This is a genomic window from Niveibacterium sp. 24ML (assembly GCF_026586805.1).
Lineage (GTDB): Bacteria > Pseudomonadota > Gammaproteobacteria > Burkholderiales > Rhodocyclaceae > Niveibacterium.
In genome coordinates this window covers 1-1,065 of sequence record NZ_JAPFHA010000069.1, presented here as the reverse complement: position 1 = coordinate 1,065, position 1,065 = coordinate 1, and the positions used below count along the sequence as shown (strand labels likewise).

Annotated in this window: 1 protein-coding gene; it reads left to right on the top strand. The window is 68.2% G+C overall.

Translation table 11 applies throughout. From position 1 onward, the window contains the following. On the top strand, positions 1-1,065 hold a 1,065-nt coding region (locus OPU71_RS21205), incomplete at both ends, for a beta strand repeat-containing protein (RefSeq protein ID WP_267730100.1).

The window sequence follows — 1,065 nt, the reverse complement described above, 5'->3', positions numbered from 1 at the left end:
CTCAACGTCAATAGTGGCGCCTTCAGCGCAGCCTCGACCATCAAGACCAATGGCGCGGTCAGCGTGGCTGGAACCAGCATCAACACTCACGGTATCGACGCCGGCGGCGCCATTGCGCTCACCGGGCCGACGACCTTATCGGGCGCCTACGCCACCACGAACGACGCCTTTAGCGTCACCGGCGCCACCACACTCAGCGGCGCGGCCACGATCAGCACCGGCACCGGCGCAATCAGTTTCGGCAACACCGTCGATGGCGGCGCCGCGCTCACCACCACGAACACCGGCGCCACCAGCTTCAGCGGCGCAGTCGGCGACTCGGCGGCCCTGAGCGCGCTCACCGCCAACAGTGGCACTTTCAGCGCAGCCGCGCTCATCAAGACCAATGGCGCGGTTAGCGTGGCAGGAAACAGCATCAACGCTCACGGTATCGACGCAGGCGGCGCCATTGCGCTCACCGGGCCGGCCACGCTGGCGGGCACCTACACCACCACGGACAACGCCTTTAGCGTCACCGGCGCCACCACACTCGGCGGCGCGACCACGATCAGCACCGGCACCGGAGCAATCAGTTTCGGCAACACCGTCGATGGCGGCGCCGCGCTCTCCACCACGAACACCGGCGCCACCAGCTTCAGCAGCGCAGTCGGCGACTCGGTGGCCCTGAGCGCGCTCACCGCCAACAGTGGCACGTTCAGTGCAGCGTCGACCATCAAGACCACCGGTGCGACCACCGTCAGTGGCAGCAGCATCACCACTCACGGCATCGACGCCGGCGGCGCCATTGGGTTTACCGGGCCAACGACCCTCTCGGGCGCCTACACCACCACCGACGACGCCTTTAGCGTCACCGGCGCCACCACGCTCGCCGGCGCGACCACGATCAGCACCGGCACCGGCGCGATCAGCTTCAGCGACACGGTCAATGGTGGCGCCGCGCTCACCACTACGAACACGGGCGCCACCAGCTTCAGCGGCGCAGTCGGCGACTCGGCGGCCCTGAGCGCGCTCACCGCCAGCAGTGGCACTTTCAGCGCAGCGTCGACCATCAAGACCACCGGTGCG